This window comes from Herbaspirillum sp. GCM10030257, from assembly GCF_042666555.1.
GTDB lineage: Bacteria > Pseudomonadota > Gammaproteobacteria > Burkholderiales > Burkholderiaceae_D > Noviherbaspirillum.
Genome location: NZ_JBHTDH010000014.1, coordinates 39232 through 61627, shown reverse-complemented (window position 1 = coordinate 61627; position 22396 = coordinate 39232). Strand labels below are relative to the sequence as shown.

The 22396-nt window shown below is 58.6% G+C and carries 20 protein-coding genes; 15 read left to right on the top strand and 5 right to left on the bottom strand.

The features are described from left to right. Positions 1-342: 342 nt before the first annotated feature. Positions 343-1623: a hydroxymethylglutaryl-CoA reductase, degradative gene (locus ACFQUU_RS19610; protein WP_382249808.1), complete on the top strand. Its 1281-nt coding sequence runs from the start codon at positions 343-345 to the stop codon at positions 1621-1623. Between the two features lie 121 nt (positions 1624-1744). Then, a complete protein-coding gene (locus ACFQUU_RS19605) occupies positions 1745-2974 on the top strand; it encodes an ABC transporter substrate-binding protein (protein WP_382249807.1) in 1230 nt (409 codons plus the stop codon). Positions 2975-3071: 97 nt separating this feature from the next. On the opposite strand, the gene ACFQUU_RS19600 is transcribed toward ACFQUU_RS19605, so the two are convergent. Next, positions 3072-3842 carry a hypothetical protein gene (locus ACFQUU_RS19600; RefSeq protein WP_382249806.1) on the bottom strand — a complete coding sequence of 257 codons (771 nt, stop codon included), beginning with the start codon at positions 3840-3842 and terminating at the stop codon, positions 3072-3074. Between the two features lie 599 nt (positions 3843-4441). Between ACFQUU_RS19600 and ACFQUU_RS19595 the strand changes: the two genes are divergently transcribed. The 5 genes from ACFQUU_RS19595 to ACFQUU_RS19575 all read left to right on the top strand — a co-directional run bounded on the left by ACFQUU_RS19595 (position 4442) and on the right by ACFQUU_RS19575 (position 9789). Further along, on the top strand, positions 4442-5839 hold the full coding sequence (locus ACFQUU_RS19595) for an FAD-binding oxidoreductase (protein WP_382249805.1): 1398 nt from the start codon (positions 4442-4444) through the stop codon (positions 5837-5839). 230 nt (positions 5840-6069) lie between these two features. Then, a complete protein-coding gene (locus tag ACFQUU_RS19590; protein WP_382249804.1) occupies positions 6070-6474 on the top strand; it encodes an SxtJ family membrane protein in 405 nt (134 codons plus the stop codon). A gap of 94 nt (positions 6475-6568) precedes the next feature. Then, a complete protein-coding gene (locus ACFQUU_RS19585) occupies positions 6569-6718 on the top strand; it encodes a DUF5989 family protein (RefSeq protein WP_382249803.1) in 150 nt (49 codons plus the stop codon). A 6-nt stretch (positions 6719-6724) separates the two neighbouring features. Further along, positions 6725-8563 carry a carbamoyltransferase gene (locus tag ACFQUU_RS19580; RefSeq protein ID WP_382249802.1) on the top strand — a complete coding sequence of 613 codons (1839 nt, stop codon included), beginning with the start codon at positions 6725-6727 and terminating at the stop codon, positions 8561-8563. Positions 8564-8568: 5 nt separating this feature from the next. Next, a complete protein-coding gene (locus ACFQUU_RS19575) occupies positions 8569-9789 on the top strand; it encodes a hypothetical protein (RefSeq protein ID WP_382249801.1) in 1221 nt (406 codons plus the stop codon). A gap of 62 nt (positions 9790-9851) precedes the next feature. Here ACFQUU_RS19575 and ACFQUU_RS19570 read toward each other — a convergent pair whose 3' ends face one another. After that, positions 9852-10523: an RES family NAD+ phosphorylase gene (locus tag ACFQUU_RS19570; protein ID WP_382249800.1), complete on the bottom strand. Its 672-nt coding sequence runs from the start codon at positions 10521-10523 to the stop codon at positions 9852-9854. Positions 10524-10539: 16 nt separating this feature from the next. Continuing rightward, a complete protein-coding gene (locus tag ACFQUU_RS19565; protein WP_382249799.1) occupies positions 10540-10953 on the bottom strand; it encodes an antitoxin Xre/MbcA/ParS toxin-binding domain-containing protein in 414 nt (137 codons plus the stop codon). Between the two features lie 330 nt (positions 10954-11283). On the opposite strand from ACFQUU_RS19565, the gene ACFQUU_RS19560 reads away from it, so the two are divergent. Further along, a complete protein-coding gene (locus tag ACFQUU_RS19560) occupies positions 11284-12756 on the top strand; it encodes a DEAD/DEAH box helicase (RefSeq protein WP_382249798.1) in 1473 nt (490 codons plus the stop codon). A 157-nt stretch (positions 12757-12913) separates the two neighbouring features. On the opposite strand, the gene gluQRS is transcribed toward ACFQUU_RS19560, so the two are convergent. Continuing rightward, a complete protein-coding gene (gene gluQRS / locus ACFQUU_RS19555; protein ID WP_382249797.1) occupies positions 12914-13789 on the bottom strand; it encodes a tRNA glutamyl-Q(34) synthetase GluQRS in 876 nt (291 codons plus the stop codon). Positions 13790-14029: 240 nt separating this feature from the next. Between gluQRS and ACFQUU_RS19550 the strand changes: the two genes are divergently transcribed. From ACFQUU_RS19550 to ACFQUU_RS19520, 7 genes are all read left to right on the top strand, one after another. After that, positions 14030-14731, top strand: coding sequence for a pirin family protein (locus ACFQUU_RS19550; RefSeq protein WP_382249796.1), 702 nt, complete (start codon positions 14030-14032; stop codon positions 14729-14731). Positions 14732-14985: 254 nt separating this feature from the next. After that, positions 14986-16251: a class I SAM-dependent methyltransferase gene (locus tag ACFQUU_RS19545; protein WP_382249795.1), complete on the top strand. Its 1266-nt coding sequence runs from the start codon at positions 14986-14988 to the stop codon at positions 16249-16251. A 25-nt stretch (positions 16252-16276) separates the two neighbouring features. Continuing rightward, positions 16277-17254: an acyltransferase family protein gene (locus tag ACFQUU_RS19540; RefSeq protein ID WP_382249794.1), complete on the top strand. Its 978-nt coding sequence runs from the start codon at positions 16277-16279 to the stop codon at positions 17252-17254. A 342-nt stretch (positions 17255-17596) separates the two neighbouring features. Continuing rightward, a complete protein-coding gene (locus ACFQUU_RS19535) occupies positions 17597-18568 on the top strand; it encodes a glycosyltransferase family 2 protein (RefSeq protein ID WP_382249793.1) in 972 nt (323 codons plus the stop codon). Beyond that, positions 18558-19289, top strand: coding sequence for a class I SAM-dependent methyltransferase (locus tag ACFQUU_RS19530; protein ID WP_382249792.1), 732 nt, complete (start codon positions 18558-18560; stop codon positions 19287-19289). The genes ACFQUU_RS19535 and ACFQUU_RS19530 overlap by 11 nt, the downstream gene beginning before the upstream one ends. Position 19290: 1 nt before the next feature. Continuing rightward, positions 19291-19677 carry a GtrA family protein gene (locus tag ACFQUU_RS19525; protein WP_382249791.1) on the top strand — a complete coding sequence of 129 codons (387 nt, stop codon included), beginning with the start codon at positions 19291-19293 and terminating at the stop codon, positions 19675-19677. A gap of 5 nt (positions 19678-19682) precedes the next feature. Then, complete coding sequence (locus tag ACFQUU_RS19520) at positions 19683-21368, top strand: DUF6311 domain-containing protein (RefSeq protein ID WP_382249790.1); 1686 nt, start codon at positions 19683-19685, stop codon at positions 21366-21368. Positions 21369-21396: 28 nt separating this feature from the next. Here the strand turns inward: ACFQUU_RS19520 and ACFQUU_RS19515 are convergent, their stop codons facing one another. Next, on the bottom strand, positions 21397-22152 hold the full coding sequence (locus ACFQUU_RS19515; protein WP_382249789.1) for a Crp/Fnr family transcriptional regulator: 756 nt from the start codon (positions 22150-22152) through the stop codon (positions 21397-21399). Between the last annotated feature and the right edge of the window lie 244 nt (positions 22153-22396).

Sequence of the window (22396 nt, the reverse complement as noted above, 5' to 3'; positions counted from 1 at the left end):
CGACTGCTTTGCCAGGCGTGCTACAGCGATCCTCATATTTTATGTACTTTAGCTCCATCATCTGCAAACTCTCAAAAATATTATTCTTGCAATGCAGCAAACTCAGGCTCCAATGGCGTGCCGGATTTCGAAAAAAACATAGTAAGTACAAGTAGATAAAAAAATTGCTGCACTGCTGCGGTAGTTAAACCAAAAGAATGGTAGCAAGCTCATTAAACATAAAAATATTTTTCTTATGTGTTTTATACACATAGTGAATCTGCTGCGCCACTACTAGACTCCCGATTAATCAACAGGCCGCGCATTGATGACGCGACGGGCCTACCACCAGGAGACCAGCAGATGACAGTCGATTCACGATTGCCGAATTTTCGTGCACTTGAACCCGCCCAGCGCCTTGCGGAGATTGCCGCAAGGACAGGACTTACCCCAGAAGAGCAGGCCCTGATTGCCGAGCCCGGCGCGTTGCCGCTCGACGTTGCGAACGGCATGATCGAGAACGTGATCGGCAAGTTCGAACTGCCATTCGCGGTGGCCGGAAATTTTCAGCTCAACGGGCGGGACGTGCTAGTGCCGATGGTGGTCGAAGAGCCGTCGGTGGTCGCTGCCGCCTCGTACATGGCCAAACTGATCCGCGAAGCGGGCGGCTTTCGTACATCGAGTACCGGACCGCTGATGCGAGCACAGGTGCAGATCATGGGACTCGCCGATCCCTATGGCGCACGACATGCACTGCTCAACAGCCGCGCCGAAATCATCGAGATTGCCAACAGCCGCGACAAGGTGCTGATTGGGCTGGGTGGCGGTTGCAAGGACATCGAAGTCCATGTATTTCCCGATACGCCGCGCGGCCCGATGGTGGTCATGCACCTGATCGTCGACGTCCGCGATGCGATGGGCGCCAATACCGTCAACACCATGGCCGAAGCAGTAGCCGGCCGGGTCGAGGCAATCACCGGCGGCAAGGTGCGCTTGCGTATCCTGTCCAATCTCGCCGATCTGCGTCTTGCGCGAGCCCGCGTGCAGGTGCCGGCGGAACTGTTGCATAGCAAGGAGTACAGCGGCGAAGAAGTCGTGCACGGTATCGTTGATGCGTACACATTTGCAGCGGTTGATCCTTACCGCGCCGCCACGCACAACAAGGGCATCATGAATGGCATCGATCCGGTGATCGTTGCCACCGGCAATGACTGGCGTGCGGTGGAAGCCGGCGCACATGCTTATGCGTGCCGCAGTGGCAGCTATACCTCGCTGACCACCTGGGAAATTTCCGCGAAAGGCGACCTGGTGGGCACGATAGAAATGCCCATGCCGGTCGGACTCGTCGGCGGCGCTACCAGGACACATCCTCTGGCGCAGCTGTCGCTGAAGATCTTGCAGACCACGACGGCGCAGGAACTCGCCGAGGTCGCCGTTGCCGTTGGCCTTGCCCAGAACATGGGTGCGTTGCGCGCCCTTGCGACCGAAGGCATACAGCGCGGCCACATGGCGCTGCATGCGCGCAATATCGCAATCGCCGCCGGCGCGAAGGCCGCCGACATCGACTGGGTCGTGCGCGAAATGGTCGCCGCGAAGGACGTACGCGTCGACTTCGCAGTCAAGCTGCTCAATGAGCGCACGTAAGCCGTCCGGGGTCTGCCGCCCCGAGCGTTATGCAGCAGTTGTCACGTTTTTACGTTAAGGTAGTTTCCAACAACAACAGCGGATGGCCAGATGGCTCTATAGCCCGCAACAGGAGATACACATGAACAGCCCAGTACGCTTTGCACTGACTTCCATTGCTGCCGCTGCAGCTTTCGCTTGCCTTGGATCCGCTCATGCGCAGGCATCCAAAGCCGCATCGCCCGGCGAACCTTTCCGTATCGGCTTCATCACCGACATGTCCGGTCCCTACGCGGACACGGATGGCTCCGGTGGCCTTGAAGCGATCAGGATGGCGATTGAGGATGCCGGCGGTACTGTCCTCGGCCGCAAGATTGAAGTCCTGTCGGCGGACCACCAGAACAAGGCGGACACCGCTGCAGCAAGGACGCGTGAATGGATAGACCAGCAGGATCTGAAGATGCTGATCGGCGGCGTCAATTCCGCTGCCGGCCTCGCGATGAACCAGGTGATCGCCGACAAGAAGCGCGTCTATTTCAACGTCGGCGCGGCGACCGCGCGACTCACCAACGAAGACTGCACGCCCTATACCGTGCACTATGAATACGACACCGTTGCCCTTGCAAAGGGAACCGGCTCCGCAGTGGTCGGCACCGGCGGCAAGTCCTGGTATTTCCTGGTCGCCGACTATGCATTCGGCGCATCGCTGTTCAACGATACGAGCGAAGTCATCAAGGCCAGTGGCGGAACGGTACTGGGATCGGTCAAGCATCCGCCGAATGCCAATGACATGTCGTCCTTCCTGTTGCAGGCCCAGGCGTCCAAGGCACAGGTGCTCGGTCTGGCCAATGCCGGTGCGGACACCATCAACTCCATCAAGGCGGCCAATGACTTTGGACTGACAAAGAACATGAAGCTTGCCGGCCTGCTCATGACAATCAATGATATTCACGGTCTGGGATTGCCGGTCGCCCAGGGCTTGCTGATGACGGACAGCTGGTACTGGGACAAGGATGAGGCTTCACGCAAGTTCGCCAGCCGCTTTTTCCAGAAGATGAAGAAGATGCCGAGCACCCATCAGGCCGCTGACTACTCGGTCACCGCTACTTACCTGAAAGCTGTCAAGGCAGCCGGCACCGATGATGCGGACAAGGTCATGGCCGAGCTGAAGAAAATGAAGATCGACGACTTTTACTCGAAGGGTTATATCCGTCAGGACGGACGCTACATCCATGACATGTACCTGATGCAGGTAAAGACGCCGGCTGAATCCAAAAAGCCCTGGGACTACCTGAAAACCGTGGCGACCATTCCGGGCGAGGATGCGTTTACCAAGGCGGCTGATTCCAAATGTTCGCTGATGAAGAAATAAACACGGTCAGCACCTGAAACATGCGTACAGGAAGGACGCCGCAACCGTATTGATGTCGATAAGGACATCGATACGGCTGCGGCGTCTTGTTTTACTTTTATCGCAAACCGCCGTAGGCAACACCGTTATTGCGTGCCGAGTCCGTGGCGGCCAGCAGCAACTGACGCTTTCCGCTCGCGGCAAGGTAATCGATCGCAATGCCTTTTAATGTTTGATTCGCAAAGCGGCATGGCGCCGCGCCGAAGGTCAGTGCCAGGTCGAACACCTTCTTGCCTGATGCACGGGGCGTGACCGTGCCGCTGAATGCGCAACCGCCAGACGATGCCGTTATGGCGCCATCCAGTCCGACCTTGAGGTCGACCGCGACCCCCTGCAAGTCAGTCAGAGTCCAGTTGCCGTTGATGTCGGCGGTGCTGGCTGCATTGCCATAGTTGTACTGACTGCTCTTGATGACAGTGCTGGTAAATGTGATGGTCGATGAGCCCTCGACGACTGTACCGTTGAGGTTGGCGCCAGCCGCATAGGATGCATTCAGCGAGCCGAGGTAGGCTGTGCCATCCGTAGCGAAATCCTTCAGATCGCTCGCTGTAAAACTGCCGTTGCTTGCCTTTCCGCTGGCATGCATGAAACCCTTCGGTGCAAAACTGCCGTTGGTCAGGCTGCCATAGACGGAATAGAACTGATCATCTTCCAGCACCAGCATCGTGATATCGCGATCGTTGGAAAGCTTGCCCGTATAGCCACCTTGCACCGCAGAGGTCTTGACTACAGTGTCGGCTTTCCATAGCTCTTCAATGCCTGCGCCGCACGCAGCAAGCAATGCCGACGCAAGGACGGTTGTGGCGATACCGGCAATACATGATTTCATTTCTGGTTACCCTGCTATGTTTCAATAAAGCAGTTAACTTACAGCAAGTGCATGCTGCCGGGTATGTCGCCGCACGGGTTTAGTGATCAAGTGTCACGCCTGGCAAACTATCTGATGTCACGCCGCCACATTTTCTAAACACATCGTCAACATAAGGAACAGGGTACCCATGAATGACAGGGACTTACATGCGATGTAAGAGTGCGATGCGCCTGCCCCCTGCCGCGATGTGATCAGGCATTGCGGTAAGTGCGGAACGAGTGGTTCCTTCACAATGCATGCCTACCTTGACCTGTATCAGGAGAGTGGCGAGTCGGGCCTAATCGAATTGGGCATCAGGTGCCTATGATGAAAGCGAGGCGCTGTCCGTTCAGGCATATAGCTTAGGCATTTGCATGCCCGCTGAATCGGCGACGCTGCAAAGGCAGCGACTACGTCATGCTTATCCATATCGATCCATATTCTGCACCGGACATGCAATCCGTTCGTGCGCCAGACGCTGCGTTTCGGATCTGACGCGAGACTATCTCGCTAATGCCACCGAGCATGCCGCCACCGTTGCTAACCTGACTGTCAATCAACATGCATGGAGGTATACGATGACCACAATGAAGCATGACGTCATTGACGATTTCAAGACCCGGCTCCGCGGCGAACTGCTCGAGCCAGGTGATCCGGGATTCGACGAGGCGCGCAAGGTATGGAACGCCATGATCGATCGCAAGCCTGCGATGATCGTGCGCTGCCTGGGTGTGGCCGATGTAATGCGTTCGGTTGCCTTTGCGCGGGACCATGATTTGGCGTTGGCCGTGCGCGGCGGCGGTCATAACATTGCGGGCAGCGCGATCTGCAACGATGGCCTGGTTATCGATCTGTCGCGAATGAAGTCCGTACGGATTGATCCCGATGCACGCCGCGCCTTTGTGGAACCGGGCGTGCTGCTCAGCGAGTTTGATCATGAAGCACAGGCTTTCGGTCTGGTCACGCCTTTAGGCATCAATTCCACCACCGGTGTGGCGGGCCTGACACTGGGCGGTGGCTTTGGCTGGCTGACGCGCAGGCTGGGCCTTGCCGTCGACAATCTGCTTGCGGCCGATATCGTGACCGCCGACGGCAAGCGGCTGCATGTCGATGAACAATCGCATCCGGATGTTTTCTGGGCAATCCGCGGTGGTGGTGGCAACTTTGGCGTCGTGACGATGTTCGAATTCAAATTGCATGCGGTCGGTCCCGAAATCTTCGGCGGCCTGATCGTGTTTCCCTTCGAGCAGGCCGAGACGGTTCTGCAACGCTTCCGCGACTTTGCACTCACCATGCCCGACGAATTGGCCGTGTGGGCGGTGCTGCGCAAGGCGCCGCCGCTACCTTTCCTGCCGGCCGACATGCATGGCAAGGAAATCGTGGCGCTCGCCATTTGCTACTCGGGCGCGGTGGCCGACGGCAAGCGTGCGATCGAGGCCTTGTACACCTTCGGCACACCCTGTGGCGAACATGTGGGGCCAATGCCTTACGAACAATGGCAGCAAACCTTCGATCCGCTGCTCACACCTGGCTCACGCAATTACTGGAAATCGCACAACTTCGCGACGCTGGATAACGAAGCGCTGCAGACGGTGATCGACTATGTCGGGAAACTTCCCGGCCCGCAATGCGAAATCTTTATCGGCGTACTCGGCGGGCAGGCCAATCGTGTGCCCGCCGACGCAACGGCGTATGCGCATCGCGATGCGATCTTTGTGATGAACGTGCATACGCGCTGGGACGATGTCAATGAAGACACGCCCTGTGTTGCATGGGCGCGGGAATTCTTCGACGTCACCACGAAGTATGCGACCGGGGGTGTGTACGTTAACTTCCTGACGGAAGATGAATCATCGCGGATAAAGGCGGCGTACGGCGTCAACTATGATCGGCTGGTGCAGGTCAAGGGCCGCTATGATCCGCGCAACCTGTTCCGGCAAAACCAGAATATCCAGCCGCCCGCGCAAGGCACGTAAGATGTTGTGCGTTGTTGCGCAGACCCGCTGTTAAGCTGCCGGGTTCGCAAGTCCGCCGTTGCCTTTTGTCCGAAGGGGAATGGCGGACCTGTTTCAGGCGGGCGCCAGTTTGTTGCTTCCTTGTTGCTTGCATGTTGCTGTTATGGCAGGCGCGCCGTCACAAACTGTCAATCCTTGATAAGATGCCGCATATTTCGCACTCTTGCCGTGCGAGGATCTTTTCGGCAGCTATGTCTTCTACTCTTGCAACGCCTGGTTCATCCGACCGCATGTTCGGTTGCGTAATGAGCGGTTTCTTCCTGTTGGTTTCCGGTTTGCCCTTGCTGTCCGGTGGCGCCGCGCGGCGATGGGCATTTATTGTATCGGCCGCATTCCTGGCCTTTGCACTCGTACTGCCACGGCTACTCGCGCCGCTCAATCAAGCGTGGACCCGTTTCGGGCTGGTGATGTCGTCGGTCATGAGTCCTATCGCACTTGGTGTGTTGTTTTTTCTTGCCATTACACCGTACGGATGGCTGATGCGGCGTCTGGGTAAAGGTGCAATTCCTGTCGGCTTCTGTAAAGAGAGTGAAACCTACTGGATAAAGCGCGATCCGCCCGGACCAGACCCGGAAAGCCTGAAGGACCAGTTTTAACGCAAAGCCAGAAAACAAAACCGCAAGCGCCCACTTACCTTCCTGCCCTACGGCAGGATTTTTGTTTACCGACGTTTACTGACGAGACGGCACGATGTCATTTATTAAAGAGTTGTTTTCCTTCATGCGCATGCGCAAGAAATTCTGGCTTGCCCCCATTTTGCTGGTCATTGCCTTGCTGGGCATGCTGGTCGTAGTAACGCAAGGCTCGGCTATTGCGCCGTTCATTTACACACTGTTCTAAGCTGCAATGATTGTTCTTGGTATCTCTGCGTTTTATCACGACAGTGCGGCAGCCTTGGTGTGCGACGGCCAGATTGTCGCCGCCGCGCAGGAAGAGCGCTTCACACGCAAAAAGCATGATGCGGCCTTTCCTGCAAACGCCTTGCGTTTCTGCATGGAAGAGGCGGGCATTACAGCGGCGCAGATCGATCGCGTGGTGTTCTATGACAAGCCTTTCCTGAAGTTCGAGCGACTGCTGGAAACCTACCTGTTTTTCGCGCCACGCGGCTTTTCCTCCTTCCGTCTTGCCTTGCCGGTATGGCTGCGCGAAAAGCTTTTCCTGCGGCGCTTGCTGGAACAGGAACTCAGTGCGGTGGTGCCTGCGCCGGCGGAATGGGCATCGAAACTGCTGTTCAGCGAACATCACCTCAGCCACGCGGCAAGCGCGTTCTATCCATCGCCTTTCGACAAGGCCGCGGTGCTGACGCTGGACGGTGTCGGTGAATGGGCGACCAGTTCGCTGGCCATCGGCGACGGCACAGATCTGCGCATCGTCAAGGAAATGCATTTCCCGCATTCGCTGGGTCTGCTGTACTCGGCCTTTACCTATCATCTCGGGTTCAAGGTCAATTCCGGCGAGTACAAGGTGATGGGACTGGCGCCCTATGGCGAACCCCGGTACGCCGCACAGATCCGCGAACACCTGATCGACATCAAGCCGGACGGCTCATTCCGGCTCGACATGAAGTATTTCAATTACGCCGTTGGCCTGACGATGACCAATGCGCGGTTCGCGGCGCTGTTCGATCTGCCGGTCCGCAAAGCCGAGGATGCGCTGACGCAGCGTCATATGGACATGGCGGCATCGGTGCAGGCGGTCACCGAGGAAGTGGTGATCAGGCTGGCGCGCTCGATAGCAAAAGAAACCGGCCTGCGTAATCTCTGCCTGGCCGGCGGTGTCGCCCTCAACTGCGTTGCCAATGGCAAGCTGCAACGCGATGGCTGCTTCGACAACATCTGGATTCAGCCGGCAGCAGGTGACGCCGGCGGTGCGCTTGGCGCGGCGCTGATGGGATATCACGGCTTCCTCAAGCAGGAGCGCGTGTCATGCACTACGATGGACCGCATGCAGGGATCGTATCTTGGCCCAGCCTATACACAGGCGGAGATCGAACGACGTCTTGCGGCAGCCGGCGCACGCTTCGATGTGCTCGGCGATACCGAACTGATCGCCACCTGTGCCGATGAACTGGCGCAGGGCAGGGCGGTTGGCTGGTTTCAGGGGCGCATGGAATTCGGACCGCGCGCGCTTGGCGGCCGTTCCATTCTTGGTGATCCGCGTGCGCCATCGATGCAGTCGACCCTCAACCTCAAGGTCAAGTTCCGGGAATCCTTCCGTCCGTTTGCACCCTCGGTATTGCGTGAAGACGTGCAGGAGTGGTTCGACTTCGATGGCGACAGCCCCTATATGCTGATGGTGTCTGAAGTCAGCGGAAAACGCCGCAAGCCATTGCCGGAAAACGCCGCGTCGCTGTTCGGCATCGACAAGCTCAAGGTGCCGCGCTCGGATATTCCCGCGGTGACCCATGTCGATTACTCGGCGCGCATCCAGACCGTGTATGCGGAAACCAATTCCCGTTATCACGCGCTGCTGAGCGAATTCAAGCGGCGGACCGGATGCCCGGTACTGGTCAACACCAGCTTCAACGTGCGCGGTGAACCCATCGTCAATACACCGGAAGATGCATTCCGCTGCTTCATGGGAACGGGGATCGAGGCGCTCGCCATCGGTAACTGCTATCTGCGCAAGGAGCGGCAGGATACGTCGCTGCAGGCGAGTTATGAAAATGCATTTGAACTGGATTGATGACCATGTCGCGCAAGAACCTCCTGCTGTCCGCGGTTACCTTCGCAGTTACCCTGATACTGGTCCTGTTGGCCGTAGAGGGAGCGCTGCGAGCGGCGAATTACCCACCGGCGCCACCCATCGGATGGCGCTGGGATGAGAGCCCTTATCGGGCTCCGTTCAATGCCAGCGACAACCAGACCAACCAGCTTGGTTTGCGTGGCAACAGGATCGAATACGATACCGACGATTTCGTGATTGTGCTGCTCGGCGACTCGCAGGTGGAAGCCGGTACACAAACCGCGGACAAGCAGCCGGAAGTCGTGTTGCGGCAGGAACTGGAGCGCGCAGGCATCCGCAAGGTCAAGGTATTCTCGGTAGCAAGCGCCGGCTGGGGCCACGACCAGCAACTGGTATGGCTCAATGAATATTTTCGTCATTATCGCGCAGACCTGGTGCTGAACTGGCTGACGCCGGTCAACGACTACTGGGAAAATACCTTTGTCGATCGCAGCGTTACGAGGGAAGCCGGACGGCTGAAGCCAACCTATACTCTGACCAATGACGGGCAACTGCAAACGATCATGCCTGCTTCGGTCGACCTGCGGCTTGCCAACCTGGTGGGGCTGGCGAAAGGACGCATCAGCAAGGGAAACAGCTACACCATCGAACAGTACCGCCTCGATCGCTGGCTGGCTCGTCTGCCCTCGTCACAGTCACCGCAGGCTGCGGCAGGCGTCTGCCCAGGTAACGAGATCGACCAGAAAATCCTGATCGGTGCCTACATGAGCGGCAACCGCAATTACACGCTGGTGACCGACGAAGACCTGGCCGATCGGCGCAGTCATTTTTCACCCTTCCTGAAGAATCAGTCGGCGCGGGATCGCTATGCGGTCGACGTCACTCATCGCCTGCTGGAAGAACTCGGAAATGTAGCGAGGGCGCACCATGCGCCGTATTTGATGTTCCATCCGTACCGGCATGATCTCGATGCCGCTTTCCGTGAAATCCGTTGCGTAAGGACGGCCGACGGCCGGCTGTTCGAGTACGACGGTTCGGATTGGCTGCGGCATCTGAAGGCAACGCCCTTGAAGGACCAGCTGATTACTTTTGATGTCAGTGCCGACAAGGCGCTTAGCTCGGGACCGAATGACTGGCATTTCAATGAAGAGGGCAACCGGCGCGCAATGCATGCGCTTGCCGAAATTCTGAAGCAGAAAAAGCTGGTGCCGCAGGCTGCGGATTGAGTAACTGTCCTTCTCATCCGCACAATTTGTACAGATAGCCCTACCAAGCGCACTTCGAGGTACTACAGGATCTGCTCGAACACCCCGGAAAAGCCGCTACCATCCCACTGGTACAGCATCTGGCTGCCATGCCGGCAGTTCGACAGTACCGTGGTGCGGAACGCCGCCACGCATTCTCCCGGCTCGTGGCGCACGCTGCGATAGACGATACCGTTGCCGCCTTCCGCGCGCACCTGCTTGCCCACGCTCTGTGACGCCGCATACGAATCCGGGGCGCCGATCGCATCACCGGCCGGGATGCCGCGCAGGTCGTACAGACTGCCGGCGATTTCCACATGGTAGACCCGCATCTGCAACTGGATCGGCGCTTCAGAGGTCGCGGCCAGAAAGCGTCCCTGGTGGTACATCGTTTCGGCTACCGCTGTTTCCTTTTCCCGCGCTGCATAGAACACTCCGTAGCTGCCATCGCTGAAGCGGCTGCCCGCCGGATTCAGGTGCGTGAACGCCGCCATGATGGGTCCGCAGCCAGGGCCATAGAGACGCTCGCTTTTCGGGACCAGTTCGATTTCACCGAGTTCGTCGCGCAGCCGGTCATTGGTCATCGCCTCCAGCGCATAGAGCGCGTCGAAGTCTTCCGGAGAGGCAACTCGGTCGAACAGGTTGATCGTAGGAAAACGTGTCGGAATGATGCGAAAGGCTGGATGCCATTCGATGATGGTTAATGGATACCTCATGTTGAGCCCGCCACTTTCAGCCGCCACGCATGGCATCGAGATACTGGCGCACCACGTACAGATCGGAGACATTGCCGGAAAGCATGCGATCGAGTGCGCTTTTGCCGGCGAAGAGAGGGGCGGTATTGGGTTTGCGAATCCAGGAGTCAGCCGCAGCGGGTTCGGGAAGAAGAATTTGCAGGGCTTTGTAAATGCCAAGGATGTAGGAAATACGTTCCAGCGTGTCACGGCCAAGGTGTGCGGACTGCGGGTCCTTCTTCCACTTGTAATAAGTTGATCGCGGCGGATCGCCAAGCAACGTAAGCTGGGCTTCGGTATCAAGTTGCCACGCCTGCGCGATGTTGCCGAACGCACGGATGGCAGCGGCTGACATGGCTTCAGGGCTTACCTTGACGGCAGGGGTGTGCGGATATTGCGGATATGCACCCATCGGACGACTCCGGCTGAAGATGAGTAAAGCCTAGTCCATAAGTGGATTTATTTCAAGAGAAAATCTATTTGGAGACTAAATAGAAATGAAAGACAGCGAAATATTTGTAAAAATTCTGTCCCGATAACCAGTCGGTGCAATCTTTCCGGCATCATGCGGTCAGAGCACCGTGCGCTGTCGCGCATCCTTCTTCCCTCGTCATTGTGCTGACAAATCAACGGCGTACAGCATCGAGGCGTATAATGGAAGGTTGTTCATTCAGGCAAAGCCAGGCCGCCATGGCCGGCAACGCTTAACCAGCGGCTGCATTCCAGCCCATTCATACCGACTATGCCAGACACCCAGTTAGCACCCTCGCAGCCTGCCTCGCCTGCGGTCCGCTTTGAAGACTTCGGACTCTCGCCCGACATTTTGCGTGCGCTTGCCGACCAAGGTTATATCCATCCGACGCCGATCCAGGCAGAAGCCATTCCGGTGGTTCTGCAGGGACGTGATGTCATGGGCGCCGCCCAGACCGGCACCGGCAAGACCGCAGGCTTTTCATTGCCGATCATCCAGTTGCTGCTCGCGCACGCCAGCACCAGCGCATCGCCGGCGCGTCACCCGGTACGGGCCCTGATCCTGACGCCGACGCGCGAACTGGCCGACCAAGTCGCCGATAATGTGAAAGCCTATTCCCGGCACACCCCGCTGCGCTCCACCGTGATTTTCGGCGGCGTCGACATGGCTCCGCAGACCGCCGCCTTGCGTAGCGGTGTCGAGATCGTGATCGCCACACCAGGCCGCCTGCTCGACCACGTGCAGCAAAAAACATTGAACCTGTCGCAGACCCAGATCCTGGTCATGGACGAAGCGGACCGCATGCTGGACATGGGCTTTTTGCCCGACTTGCAGCGCATCATCAACCTGTTGCCCAAGCAGCGGCAGAGCCTGATGTTTTCGGCAACCTTCTCGCCCGAGATCAAGAAGCTCGCCAATAGTTTCCTGAAAAATCCCGTGACGATTGAAGTCGCGCGCAGCAATGCGACCGCCGACAACGTTACCCAGGTGTTGTACAAGGTCGAGGAAGAAGCCAAGCGGGACGCCGTTGCGTACATCATCCGTGAGCGTGGCCTCAAGCAGGTCATCGTGTTTTCGAATACCAAGATTGGTGCTTCCCGCCTGTCGCGTCACCTTGAAAAAGAAGGCGTCAAGGCGTCTGCGATTCACGGCGACAAGACACAGGCCGAACGTATGCAGGCGCTCGAAGCTTTCAAGCAGGGCACCATCGAAGTGCTGGTGGCAACCGACGTTGCCGCCCGCGGACTGGACATTGCGGAGCTGCCATGCGTGATCAATTTCGACCTGCCGTATAACGCCGAAGATTACGTGCATCGTATCGGCCGTACCGGGCGTGCCGGTGCGTCGGGCGATGCGATTTCCCTGTTCACCGACAAGGATGCACGCCTGCTGGTCGACATCGAAAAGCTTATCAAGCACAACATTTCTCGCCTGGAGCTGAGCGGTTTTGTTCCGCAGCGCTCGTCCGATCGCCGCCCCCGCTTCGACGATGCGGAAGAGCTTCCGCGTTCCTCGACTTCGCCTCGTAGTGGCAACAGTGCTAGCCAGGGCAGTAGTGGAGGCGGCAGTCAATATGGCCGCAGCCATGCACCCCGCAAGGAAAAGATTGACCCCTGGTTCCTGAAGCCCTATGAGCCAGCCGCACCCACGACCGGGCAGGATGGCGGCAATGGCGGCGAAGCAAACACCAAACCGCCGAAAGCCAAGGTCGCGGCATTGCTTGGCGGTCTGTCCAAGCGCTGATTTCGCGGACCCATCCGACCTGCCGCGCTTTACCTCCTACGCATTACATTGACGTTACATCAACGGCTGGCTGTTGCCAGCCGTTTTGCCACGTGCGGCAATTGCGCGCTTCAGGGGCGCTGTTTCTGTGATTGCTGCCCTGTCACCTGTCCATGAGCTAACAAGCAATGCAATGCTGCTCTGCCCATGCGTTCATTGCCCGCTCCCAGAACACCTCGGCAGACACCACGTCTCTGATCGCCAGGCCAAGAAAACCCGCCGCTTCCTTCAATTCATCCAGCGGCCTGGCCAGATCCAGTGCTAGCGCCCCGGTTTGTTTCGACAGCTTTTCCCCCGCGGCATTGGTCACCACCGGCACATGCAGATAACGCGGCGTCGGAAAACCGAGCACGCGCTGCAGCAGGATCTGGCGCGGGGTGGAATCGAGCAGGTCGGCTCCCCGAACCACATCGGTGACGCCCTGGTCCGCATCGTCAACCACGACGGCCAGTTGATAAGCCCAGAAGCCATCCGCGCGTTTCAATACAAAGTCGCCGACTTCGGTCGCCACGCATTGGGACACCCGCCCCACCCAACGGTCCTCAAAGCTGATGCATCCCTCATCCGGCACGCGTAGCCGCCATGCGCGTGCTGCCTTGCCCGGTGCCAGTCCGTCGCGACAGATCCCCGGATAAATCGCCGCGCCATCGCCGGCGACCCCGGTGCGCGAGTCGGCGATTTCCTTGCGCGTGCAGCCACAGGGATAGGCCTGCGCGCCAAGTCGCTTGAACGCGCTTTCATACAAGGGCTTGCGCCGGCTTTGCCAGACAACGTCGCCATCCCATCGCATGCCGAATGCCTGCAGGCATTGCAATATGCTGTCGGCCGCGCCGCCCACGGTACGCGCTTCGTCAATGTCTTCAATACGGACCAGCCACTTGCCATGGTGCGCACGCGCATCAAGAAAACTGGCCAGGGCCGCCACCAGCGAACCCTTGTGCAGCGGACCGGTGGGAGAGGGCGCAAAGCGGCCGATATAGGCGGTGTGATTCATCTGTACGTCATGGTGCGGAGTATGGAGAACTCAGTAAATACTTGAACACTCAACCCCCATCCCAACCTTCCCTCTCGCCGGGCGCCCCTCCCAAGGAGAAGGAGTCGGCAGGCGACAGCAGAAGCGGCAAGGACTTGGTCCGAGGTCTTGTCCGGTATTGTAAACATCTTCATCGCCCCCATTTATCAGTGATTGATGGCGAACCGACTCCGGGCGCCCACTTCAGGAAAGGATAGCAACATGATTGAGCTGCGTCGAAGTGAAGAAAGAGGGCACGCAAACCATGGATGGCTGGACTCGTATCACAGCTTTTCCTTTGCTGATTACTACGACCCGAAACATATGGGGTTCGGTCCGCTGCGTGTCATCAATGAAGACCGTGTGGATGGCGGCGAAGGCTTCGGTGCCCATGGCCACCGCGATATGGAAATTATCAGCTATGTGCTGGACGGCGAACTTGCCCATAAGGACAACATGGGCAATGGCAGCGTGATCCGGCCGGGCGATGTGCAACGCATGAGCGCGGGGCGCGGCATCATGCACTCCGAGTTCAACCATGCCAAGGACAAGCGCACCCACTTCCTGCAGATCTGGATCGAACCCAACCAGTTCGGCATTGCACCGGGCTATGAAGAAAAGCGTTTTGAGGAATCCGCCAAGCGCGGGCGCCTCTGCCTGATCGCCAGCCCGGATGGAGGCGAAGGTTCGGTCACCATTCATCAGGACGCGAAGGTGTTTGCCGGATTGTTCGACGGCGAAGAACGCGCCACCCTGGAAGTCGCCAGCGGTCGCCGCATCTATGTGCACGTTGCGCGGGGGAGCGTCAGCGTCAACGGCATCGCGCTGTCGGCTGGCGACGCGGTGAAAGCGGTAGATGAAACGCGGATCGAACTGACGCAGGGCAACGGGGCGGAGGTGATAGTTTTTGATCTGCCTGCGTAAGCGGTTCTGCTTGTGGATCATTGGGATGGGTTATTAAGAGTACGGTAAATACCTGATGTACTCAATCCCCGTCCCGGCCTTCCCCCTGCCAAGGGGAAGGAGCTACCTGTGCTATCCATGCTATTCGCACAACACCATTTCCTTGCTCCAATTTAACAGCATGGCAAAGGACTTCCTTTATACTTGCAGGCCTTGATGCATGCGTGTTGTCCTTAAAACAAGGCTGCAGGCGCATCGCCATTGTTTTCAAAGTTATGCAGTCTCCACAGCAACCAGACCAGTCAACCAGTCAGCCCCTGACATTCCGCCAGCGCTTGCGTTACCTGCCGCTCATCGGCCCGGTCATCAGCTGGGCGTCGTCCATTGTCCGCATCAATCAACTCCAGGCCAAGACCAAGGAGGAGTTCGCCGAGCTTCGCCAGTTGCAGCAGGCACATCTGCTCCATTTCACCGAGCGTATCGACCGCTACGACAACCTCGGCATCGAAAACCGCTTTGCGGCACTGGAGCAGCAATTGGCATTACAGCAGCAGCAATTGCTCGACCAGCGTATGCAGCAACTGGAAGTGCTTGATATCGGTACACGCCTGACGCGGCTGGAAGAAGCAGTCGCGGCAATTCCGGCCACCATTTTGCCCACCGTATTGCCTGCGATCACCTCAAGGGCGGCTGAACTGGACAACCGTATTGCATCCTTGATACGTGAATTGCGCAGGGTTGAACACCAGTTCGTCGCACAACCGGCCCCACCTCAGGCGGTCGACCAGGCAAATGCGGCAAGCTCCACTGCAGCCACTGCGCCGGCTACGGCATCCAGTTTCGACATGGAAAGCTTCTATGTCGCCTTTGAAGACAAATTCCGCGGCACGCGCGACGATATCCAGGGCCGGCTGCAGGCGTATCTGCCTTATGTAAGCAAATTTGCAGGCCAGCCGGACGCCCGCGTGGTCGATATCGGCTGCGGGCGCGGTGAGTGGCTGGAACTGCTGAAGCAACATGACATCGCCGCCATCGGCGTCGACCTCAACAGCGCAATGGTGGACGTCTGCCGCAGCGTCGGCCTGCAGGCAGAATACGGCGATGCCGTCGAATGGCTGCGCCGGCAGCCGGAAGGCAGCCTTGCCGCCGTAACCGGTTTCCATATCATCGAGCACCTGCCGTTTGAAACCATGGTCGCCCTGTTCGACGCCGCCTTGCATGCCTTGCGTCCGGATGGCCTGATCATCTTCGAGACTCCCAACCCGGAAAACGTCATTGTCGGCTCCTGCAATTTCTATTACGACCCGACACACCAGCACCCGCTGGTGCCGACCGTGATCGAGTTCCTGGCACGACAGCGAGGCTTTGCCCATGCCGACATCCTGCGCATGCATCCATTTGCCGAAGACCAGCGCATCCATGAAGACACCGACCTTGCGCGACGTCTTAACCATTTGTTCTATGGCCCGCAGGATTTCGCCATCCTCGCCTGGAAAACCCACGAAGTGCAGGGCGATCCAGCGGCCGTTGTGCCGGCCTGAGCGCGGCTAAGGCCGAATCGCCGCGATGCTTGGCACCTTTCGTCTGTTGCTGGCCGTCCTGGTGGCCCTGAGCCATGTCGGCGTGACCGTGTCCGGGCTCAACCCGGGCGTGGTCGCTGTTGTCTGTTTTTACCTGATTTCCGGGTACGTGATGACCGGCTTGCTGCGGACACATTATGCGAGCGTGGCACGGGTTCCGGCGTTCTATCTCGACCGCGCGTTGCGGCTGTTTCCGCAATACCTGGCCATCGCCGCGCTGACACTTGCCTGGTTTGTCATTACCGGGCGCCATACCGCTTTCCTGCAGCATGCGCCGGAGTGGGGCGATCTGGTCAACAACCTGATCGTGGTACCGCTGAACTACTTCATGTTCAATGGCAGCGATCGCTTCACATTGGTGCCGCCGGCCTGGTCGCTTGGCGCGGAAATTCAGTTCTATCTGCTGATTCCATTTTTACTGCTGTGGCGCCTGAGGATGGCGTCATTCGCCATAGGCCTCGTCGTCTTCGGCATGGCGGCGTGGGGCGAGCTCAATACCGATACCTTCGGGTACCGGCTGTTGCCGGGCGTGCTCGTGTTCTTCCTGCTGGGCTCCGCGCTGTACGACGTCAGAGGGCAAAAGCGTGCGGCATGGCTGGTCCTCGGCGGCATCGCCGCCACCGCGCTTGGATGGTGGCTGCTGGCGGTTGCCGGACAACTACCGGTGACCTATAACCGGGAAACCCTGCTTGGCGTCGCGATTGGCCTGCCGGCGCTGTACCTGTTGGGACGCCTGCCGCAGCACTGGCTCGACGACCGGCTCGGCGACCTGTCCTACGGCGTGTTTCTGAACCATTTCCTGATCCAGTGGCTGGGAATCGGGCAGCCGACCGAAGCCGGAGCGCTGTTCGTGTACCTGCTGATCAGCCTGCTGGCGGCGGCGCTGACGCAGAGGCTGGTGGAGCAGCCGGTACTGCAGCTGCGCAGGAAGCTGCGTATGGTCCGGCGCCCTGTCCCGGCTTAGCGTTTTCGCACACAAGGGCGCTTACATTTTGCAAAAGTTCGGTGCTGTTTCCGGCATGATGCAGGGCTGTTCGACCGCAAATCGCCTTGCATAATCGGGTAATATGTGCCGCCAAACCCGACCTTAAGTCTATATAGAGTTCGGTAAATGCTTGGCACATTCGACCCCCATCCCAGCCTTCCCCCTGCCCGGGGGAAGGAGCCGTGTTCACTCCCCCGGGCAGGGGGAGGGGTAGGGGCGCCCGGCGTAGGGTAGGGGGTCGAATGTATCAATACGCTCTTTCGTCATTCATATAATGAATGCTCAGTAATCAATTAACCAGGCGACCAGTTACATTCCACCATGACGACAAGCGACACCCGGCATACCAACACGACGCTGATTTCCATCGTCGCGCCGTTTTACAACGAAGCCGAAGGCATTGATTATTTTCGCAATGCGATCCTGGCGGTGGTGGACGGTATCGCCGATGCCGCATTTGAAATCGTTTGCGTGGACGATGGCAGCAAGGATTCGACGCTGCAGCAACTGATCGCCTTGTCGAAGTCCGACCCGCGCTTCCGCGTACTGGAGCTGACCCGCAATTTCGGCAAGGAGGCAGCGCTGACTGCCGGCATCGATTTCGCGCGCGGCGACGCTGTCATCCCTATCGACTCGGACCTGCAGGACCCGCCCGAGCTGATTCCCGTGCTGATCGAAGAATGGCGCAAGGGTGCCGAAGTGGTGCTGGCGCGACGCGCCGATCGCGGCACCGATTCCTTCCTCAAGCGAAAATCGGCGGAGTTGTTCTACAGCTTCCACAACCGCCTGTCGAGCGTGAAGATTCCGCAGAACGTCGGCGACTTCCGCCTGATGGACCGGGTTGCGGTCGATGCGCTCAAGAGCCTGCCGGAGCGGCAACGCTTCATGAAAGGCCTGTTTGCATGGATCGGGTACAAGACCGTGGTGGTCGACTACGTGCGCAAACCGCGCGCCGCCGGCGAAACAAAATTCTCCGGCTGGAAGCTCTGGAATTTTGCGCTGGAAGGCATCACCAGCTTCAGCACCGCGCCGCTGCGGGTCTGGACCTACATCGGCGGGCTCGGCGCTTTGCTGACGGTGACCTATGCGATCGCCATCATCCTGCGCACGCTGATCCACGGCGTGGATGTGCCCGGTTATGCGTCGCTGCTGGTTGCCGTCCTGTTCTTCGGCAGCCTGCAGCTCATCAGCGTCGGTCTGCTGGGCGAATACATCGGCCGCATTTATCTGGAAACCAAGCAGCGTCCGACCTACCTGATCCGTCGCGAATACGGAGCCGTGGATGAGCCCTGAAGCCTACCTGGAGATGGCCGCGACGGAAGAGCAGCACTGGTGGTTTGCCGCGCGCCGCACCATCCTGTCTTCGCTGCTGGAACAACTCCGTCTGTCCGCGCGTCCGGCGATCCTGGAACTGGGCTGCGGCACCGGCGGCAACCTCGACATGCTGTCGCGTTTCGGTACGGTCAGCGCCATGGAAATGGACGATGTCGCGCGCGGCATTGCTCAATCCAGGAACGGTAGCCGTGCCGACATCCGCGCCGGTAGCTGCCCGGCAGATATTCCATTCAGCGGACAACAATTCGACCTGGTCTGTCTGTTCGACGTGCTCGAACATATCGACCAGGACCGGCAGACCCTGGCCGCGATCCGTTCCCTGCTTGCACCGGGCGGCCATGCGGTCGTCACGGTGCCGGCGTACCAGTGGCTATGGAGCCGGCACGATGAAGTCCTGCATCACAAACGCCGATACACCGCGTCCGAACTCAAGGCCAAGGCATTGGAAGCAGGCTTCCGCATCGAACGCATCTCCTATTTCAACACCTTGCTGTTTCCGCTCGCTGCCGCACTGCGGCTGAAGGAGCGGCTGCTGGGAGGTAGCCCGGGCGGCACGGCGGTACCGCCAGCGCCTGTCAACAAGGTATTCCGCCTGGTCTTTGGTTCCGAGCGCCATCTGCTACGCAGCATCAACCTGCCATTCGGCGTATCGCTGGTGGCGATCCTGAGTCCCGCATAAGATGCGCCGGACCCTGCAAACACTCCGCTGGCAACAGGCTCAGCGCTTCCTTGTGTCCGGTGTGCTCGTCACCGGCCTGCATGTGCTGGTCGCCGCCTCGGTGATTCGTTTTCTATGGCCGAATCCGATGTTTGCCAATGGGTTTGCCTTTGTCACGGCAACTGTTGTGTCGTATGTGATCAACACGCGCTGGAGCTTTTCCAGCAGCTTTCAGTCACGCAGCTTCCTGCGCTTCTGCGTCGTTTCCGTCATCGGCTGTGTACTGGCGATGGGCGTATCCGGCATAGCCGACGCCTATGGCTGGTCGTACTGGATCGGCATTGCGGGGGTGGTGATGGTGGTGCCGCCGATGACATTTTTGTTGCACAGTCTGTGGACCTACCGATGAAATCGATGACGACATTTCGCCCCGGCGTCGCCTTCGATGACATGCCGGCGTGGCATGGGCAACAGGGACAAAAAAAGCGGCGCACCGACTTCCTTGACCTGGCGATTGCCATCCTGGCCGGGATCGCCGCCTTCATGCTGACGACGGGTGGCAAGCTGCTGAGGCCGCGCTACATCGACTGGCTATGGCAGCAGGATCCGGCGACCTTCTTCCTCGGCTGGCATTTCTTCCGCAACACGCCTTTGCTGCAATGGCCTCTGGGCGCCAATCCCGCGTACGGTACCGACATCGGCAGCTCGGTCGTGTTCTCGGATTCGATACCCTTGCTCGCGCTGCTGTTCAAGCCATTTGCCGCGATGCTGCCGCCGACCTTCCAGTACCTCGGCCTGTGGATTCTGCTGTGCTTCGTGCTGCAGGCGGTATTTGCCAGCCTGCTGCTGGCGCGATTCACCAATGACCGCTGCTTGCGTGCGCTGGGATGCGCATTCTTTGCCTGTGCCCCGATTTTTCTCTGGCGACTCTACGGCCACTATGCGATGTGCGGCCAGTGGATACTGGTGGCCGGACTCTGCCTGTACTTCTCCCCACGGCAACGGTATGGACGCTGGATGCTGTTGCTGGCGGTCGCCTCGCTGGTGCATGCCTATCTGCTGGTGCTTGCCGGAGCGATCTGGGCTGCCGATATCCTGCAGCGCATGCTGAAAAAAGAACTGGGGCTGATGCGTGCCGCATTCTTCATGGTCAGCACCTTTGTCGTTGTGCTGCTGGTCATGTGGGCGGCCGGTTATTTCATGGTGGCGGGGGAGGGACTGAAAGGCAGCGCACCGATCCTCTACCGGATGAACCTGCTCTCGGTGTTCGATCCAGAAGAAATCTGGTCGCACCTGCTGCCCGACCTGCCGCAGACCGAAGGCGATTACGAGGGCTTTGCGTTTCCTGGTCTGGGCATGCTGTTGATGACACCGGTCGCGCTGTTCCTGTATCTGCGCGGACCACGTGGAAATATGGCATTGCGTACCGTGCTCCCGCTGCTCCTCGTCTGCATCGCGCTGGTCGTTTATGCCGCGTCGAACCAGGTCGCGCTCGGGAATCGCGAATGGTTTGCCTATCCTCTGCCACCGGTACTCGAAAGCATCGCGGCGACCTTCCGTGCAACCGGCAGGATGGTCTGGCCGACGGTATATGTGCTGTATCTCGCCGTGCTGGTGATGGTCTTTACTCGTCTGTCGCGACGTAGCGCGATACTGCTGTGCACCGGTCTGCTGTGCCTGCAACTTGCCGATTCGACCGCAGCATTCCGCTACTTCAGGCACAAGTTCAGCCGCCCGCCCGCCCAGATGGTCGAACTGCAGGCGCCGTTATGGAAGCAGTTTGCGACGCGCTACCGGCATATCGTGTTTGTCCTGCCCTACAACGCGCCCAAGGGCTATGTGCCGCTCGCCTTCTACGCGGGAAACAATGGCATGACGATCAATATCGGTTATTTTGCCCGGATAAGCGAGGAGAAACAGGCGCAAGCCCGCCGCCAGGTGGAAACAGCGGTGCGCGCGGACAAGCTGGACCCGGCGACGCTGTATGTGTTCCAGAATGAGGAGTTGTGGCAGGTCGCGCTATCGCATGGCGACAGCGCGGATTATGCGGGAACGCTGGATGGGTATCGCGTGTTTGCGCCGGGGTTCGCGCGGCGCTGAATGACGAATGGCTGAGTTGCCGGCCCGCTCAGGCCGCGTTTTCGGTTTTTTCCGCCTTGCGGGCAGCAGCCGTCACCGCAGCCGCCGTCGCCGCCGGCATGTCATCCAGTCCGGCTACCGCTGCAGTCTTGAGCTGATCCGGTCGGTTCACGATGAACACCGTGCCTTTCTTTTCGACGATGTTCAACTTCATCAAGGTATGCAGCGCGCGCGAGACGGTTTCGCGGCTGGTGTTCACCATGATCGCAATCTCATGCTGCTTCGGCAGACCTTCGATGACCTGGCCTTCATTGGTATCCCGCACAAACTGCTGCAACTGCGCAAACACACGCTGGAAAGCGTTCGGAATACTCAGCAGGGTGCGCTGACGCGATGCCGACCGTACGATCTGGGCAAAGTGAGTCAGGAAGCGCTCCGCGATCAATGGCCGGTTGAATATCAGCGCCTTTGCCTGGGCGGTCGGCAGGAAAGCCACTTCGGACTGCTGCACCGAGACAATCGAGGCCGAGCGCGGCTCGCCATCGATCACCGACAGTTCACCAAAATACGCACCCGGAGAAATGAAGTGAATCCCGATTTCACGTCCGTCTTCGGTTACGTCCACCACTTGCAGCCGACCGGTAAGCAGGAAGCATAAATGATCCGCGGTATCGCCCTTGCGCAGAACCATGTCATGGCTCTGGAAGGTTCGGCTGGACATGAGCTTGGCGACGACGACGAGCGTGTCTTGGTCCAGGCCCTTGAATAGCGGAATGTTGGCAGCGGTTTCTAATGCGATTGGCATGTAGCTTCAATAATCAACAGCTTTCAGGCTTGGGAATGCTGTCAATTAAACAGCACATCGGCCAAAAAACGTAAATATGCAATAACTTCAATTAGTTAAACGCTTGGTCAGAGCTAATTATTGCTCAAGACCATGCATTTCGCGTAGGAATTTTTTTGGAATATTTGGGGAACAATTTGCCAAACTAAATTGTTGTCGTTGAAACGCTGTGGAGCATGTTGGCAAGAACATAAACAATGCTGAA

What these genes read in the sequence shown, in the direction of transcription:
- ACFQUU_RS19610 (WP_382249808.1), top strand. Translation starts at nt 343, where the DNA reads ATGACAGTCGATTCACGATTGCCGAATTTTCGTGCACTTGAACCCGCC.
- ACFQUU_RS19605 (WP_382249807.1), top strand. Translation starts at nt 1,745, where the DNA reads ATGAACAGCCCAGTACGCTTTGCACTGACTTCCATTGCTGCCGCTGCA.
- ACFQUU_RS19600 (WP_382249806.1), bottom strand. Translation starts at nt 3,842, where the DNA reads ATGAAATCATGTATTGCCGGTATCGCCACAACCGTCCTTGCGTCGGCA.
- ACFQUU_RS19595 (WP_382249805.1), top strand. Translation starts at nt 4,442, where the DNA reads ATGACCACAATGAAGCATGACGTCATTGACGATTTCAAGACCCGGCTC.
- ACFQUU_RS19590 (WP_382249804.1), top strand. Translation starts at nt 6,070, where the DNA reads ATGTCTTCTACTCTTGCAACGCCTGGTTCATCCGACCGCATGTTCGGT.
- ACFQUU_RS19585 (WP_382249803.1), top strand. Translation starts at nt 6,569, where the DNA reads ATGTCATTTATTAAAGAGTTGTTTTCCTTCATGCGCATGCGCAAGAAA.
- ACFQUU_RS19580 (WP_382249802.1), top strand. Translation starts at nt 6,725, where the DNA reads ATGATTGTTCTTGGTATCTCTGCGTTTTATCACGACAGTGCGGCAGCC.
- ACFQUU_RS19575 (WP_382249801.1), top strand. Translation starts at nt 8,569, where the DNA reads ATGTCGCGCAAGAACCTCCTGCTGTCCGCGGTTACCTTCGCAGTTACC.
- ACFQUU_RS19570 (WP_382249800.1), bottom strand. Translation starts at nt 10,523, where the DNA reads ATGAGGTATCCATTAACCATCATCGAATGGCATCCAGCCTTTCGCATC.
- ACFQUU_RS19565 (WP_382249799.1), bottom strand. Translation starts at nt 10,953, where the DNA reads ATGGGTGCATATCCGCAATATCCGCACACCCCTGCCGTCAAGGTAAGC.
- ACFQUU_RS19560 (WP_382249798.1), top strand. Translation starts at nt 11,284, where the DNA reads ATGCCAGACACCCAGTTAGCACCCTCGCAGCCTGCCTCGCCTGCGGTC.
- gluQRS (WP_382249797.1), bottom strand. Translation starts at nt 13,789, where the DNA reads ATGAATCACACCGCCTATATCGGCCGCTTTGCGCCCTCTCCCACCGGT.
- ACFQUU_RS19550 (WP_382249796.1), top strand. Translation starts at nt 14,030, where the DNA reads ATGATTGAGCTGCGTCGAAGTGAAGAAAGAGGGCACGCAAACCATGGA.
- ACFQUU_RS19545 (WP_382249795.1), top strand. Translation starts at nt 14,986, where the DNA reads ATGCAGTCTCCACAGCAACCAGACCAGTCAACCAGTCAGCCCCTGACA.
- ACFQUU_RS19540 (WP_382249794.1), top strand. Translation starts at nt 16,277, where the DNA reads ATGCTTGGCACCTTTCGTCTGTTGCTGGCCGTCCTGGTGGCCCTGAGC.
- ACFQUU_RS19535 (WP_382249793.1), top strand. Translation starts at nt 17,597, where the DNA reads ATGACGACAAGCGACACCCGGCATACCAACACGACGCTGATTTCCATC.
- ACFQUU_RS19530 (WP_382249792.1), top strand. Translation starts at nt 18,558, where the DNA reads ATGAGCCCTGAAGCCTACCTGGAGATGGCCGCGACGGAAGAGCAGCAC.
- ACFQUU_RS19525 (WP_382249791.1), top strand. Translation starts at nt 19,291, where the DNA reads ATGCGCCGGACCCTGCAAACACTCCGCTGGCAACAGGCTCAGCGCTTC.
- ACFQUU_RS19520 (WP_382249790.1), top strand. Translation starts at nt 19,683, where the DNA reads ATGACGACATTTCGCCCCGGCGTCGCCTTCGATGACATGCCGGCGTGG.
- ACFQUU_RS19515 (WP_382249789.1), bottom strand. Translation starts at nt 22,152, where the DNA reads ATGCCAATCGCATTAGAAACCGCTGCCAACATTCCGCTATTCAAGGGC.